The sequence below is a fragment of the Dethiosulfatibacter sp. genome (assembly GCF_983023055.1).
This window is the reverse complement of the sequence record NZ_CEZJXU010000368.1, coordinates 1-2661: the sequence shown is the minus strand read 5'-3', so window position 1 is coordinate 2661 and position 2661 is coordinate 1. Positions and strand designations below refer to the sequence as shown.

Sequence of the window (2661 nt, the reverse complement as noted above, 5' to 3'; positions counted from 1 at the left end):
CACCATTCTTTTTTATTTAATTTTATCATGAATTCACTAATAAGTCAAATCCTAAACCAATAATTGTTTTTTTGGCTGTTGAAAAAGCGAATTGAAGATTATAACCTCCAGTTTCGCCATCTACATCTATTAATTCTCCAATAAAATAAAGGTTTTTATTCTTATTCCAGGACATGTCTTTTGGATCAATTTCATTAATATCTACCCCACCACTGGTTACCATGGCGTTTTCAAATCCGCTAAATTCTTTTACTTTAAATCGATATTCCTTACAGTTTAAAACAAATCTCCTAATCTCTTTTTTTCATATGGTTGATTTCTGAAATTTCAATAAGCTTTCCCACCATTCTTTTAGGAAGATTAATATTTTCTTCCAAAACAGTTTTTACAACTTTCTTAGGAGTTTTAGAGACAGCTTTCCTTATCCTATCTTCTAAGATATCTATATATTCACCAGCAAGGAAATCAACAATTATCTCGTCTCCTCTGTTCATATAACGAGAATTATTTAATATCACAGGTCCTGAAATGTCTTTGTGGGTAAACAATATATCCCCCGTTTTTTTTATTTTCTTATTACCCTTGCAAGAAATTGTGATTTTCACATTTTCAAGAGCTATCCCCGACAATTCTTTAAACATATAGTTTACAACCTGTACTGAAGTCAGAGCAGGTCTTGGTTTATTTACCCTTACCCCCATATTTTCAGCAATTTCAATAAGGCTGCCGTCGGAACCGCTTGAAGGATAAGATTTACCTCCTCCTGCAAGTATCAACTTCCTAGTGGAATATTTATTATTTTTAGTTTTTATATTAAATATACTTTTAGATTCAATATATTTGATTTCCACAACTTTTTCATTGAGAAGAATTTCATGGTTTCTTTTTTTGATTTCTTCAGTAAAAAATTCCACTACAGATGAAGCCTTAAAATCTGCAGGAAATACTTTTTTATCCTCTCTAACAATCAGATCCAGTCCATTATTATTAAAATAATCCATTAGCATTAAATTGTTGAACTCATACAATATTTTTCTGACAAAGCCAGGGTTATTGTATTTAAGTGGAAACTTTTTAATATTTTCTGCGTTGGTTATATTACACTGTCCCGCTCCCGTCATTAAAAGTTTTACACCAATTCTTTTATTGCCTTCTATTAGAACAGTTTTGTATTTTTTGTCCAGATTTGCAGCCGCAAAGAGTCCTGCTGGCCCTCCTCCAACTATTATTACATCATATATCATTTTCTCTCCAATATTACAACATCAATACAAGAAAGCAGCTTTGCTGCGTTAACCGCATAACACCAACGCTTCAAGGTGTTATGCATATTTTAACTTTCTTAAGCTAGAACAAAGCAGCTACTCTGCATTATCCCTGTGAGCTATCACAAAACAGACTGCCCAATTGGACAGTCTAACTTTATCCATCTGTTATAGTTTCTTATCATCCACCTTGTCAAGCCATTCTCCAATAGGACCGCTAACATGATTTATTGTATCTTCTTCAAAAGGGCTCTTCAGGTTTGCATATTTTACCAATTCTAGAAATGGTCTACTTCCGCCTGCCTTACACAGTTTGTGATAGTCATTCCAGGCACTTTCCCTGTCCTCATTGAATCTTATCCAAAACTGATAAGCGCAAATTTCAGCTAGTGTATAATCAATATAATAGAAAGGATCATTGAAAATATGTCCCTGTCTAAACCAGAATCCTCCCTTTTCAAGAAACTCATTGTCTTCGTAATCCTTGGTAGGAAGGTATTTCTTTTCTATTTCCCGCCACATGAATTTTCTTTCATCAGGTGTTGCTTCAGGATTTTCATAAACAAAGTGCTGAAATTCATCAACCAGTACTCCGTATGGTATGAACAAAACTCCAGAAGCCAAATGACTGAACTTGTATTTCATTTCATCTTCTTCAAAGAAAAGGTTCATCCAAGGCCATGTTATGAATTCCATTGACATCGAATGTATTTCACAAGCTTCAAGCGTAGGCCAAATATATTCAGGAACCTGGAAGTTTTTACTTGAATATGTCTGGAAGGCGTGGCCTGCTTCATGAGTCAATACATCAATATCATGGGAAGTTCCGTTAAAATTGGCAAAAATGAATGGAGTTTGATAGTCTGGAATAAAGGTACAATATCCTCCAGCTCTTTTGCCCGGCTTACTGTCAAGATCCATCAAACCATTGTCCATCATCAATTGAAAAAATTTTCTCGTTTCATCAGACAGTTCTGTATACATTGTTTTTGCATGATTTACCATCCAGTCTCTGTCACCTTTTGGAACTGCATTGCCTGAATTGAACTCTAGGTTTTCATCATAGTATTTAAGGCTGTCCAATCCAAGTCTTTCCGCTTGTCTCTTTCTCAAGTCAATAGTTATTGGAACAAGGTTTTTCTCTACCTGATCTCTGAATACCTTGACCTCATCAGGACCATATTCGCTTCTTCCAAGTCTGTAGTATCCAAGCTTTACAAAATTGTCATAACCAAGCTTTAATGCAATACCATGTCTGATTTTTACAAGTTTATCATATATTTCATCAAACTCACTTTCATTGTCAACAAAAAACTTTGTTACGGCCAGACTTGCATCTTTTCTTGTAGTCCTGTTCTTTGACTGAGTATAAGGAGTCATCTGTGACAAATTGTTG

At 34.6% G+C, this 2661-nt stretch carries 3 protein-coding genes; all 3 read right to left on the bottom strand.

The genetic code is table 11. From position 1 onward, the window contains the following. Window positions 1–25: 25 nt before the first annotated feature. A complete protein-coding gene (locus tag AC3AX0_RS11110) occupies window positions 26–295 on the bottom strand; it encodes an NAD(P)/FAD-dependent oxidoreductase (protein ID WP_487550353.1) in 270 nt (89 codons plus the stop codon). Beyond that, window positions 291–1244 carry an aminoacetone oxidase family FAD-binding enzyme gene (locus tag AC3AX0_RS11105; RefSeq protein ID WP_487550352.1) on the bottom strand — a complete coding sequence of 318 codons (954 nt, stop codon included), beginning with the start codon at window positions 1242–1244 and terminating at the stop codon, window positions 291–293. The genes AC3AX0_RS11110 and AC3AX0_RS11105 overlap by 5 nt, the downstream gene beginning before the upstream one ends. Window positions 1245–1433: 189 nt before the next feature. Next, a partial coding sequence (locus AC3AX0_RS11100) for a M3 family oligoendopeptidase (RefSeq protein WP_487550351.1) occupies window positions 1434–2661 on the bottom strand: 1228 nt, incomplete at its 5' end.

Excerpts from the sequence above, each read along its gene's own strand:
- AC3AX0_RS11105 (WP_487550352.1), bottom strand. The coding sequence starts at position 1,244 with ATGATATATGATGTAATAATAGTTGGAGGAGGGCCAGCAGGACTCTTT.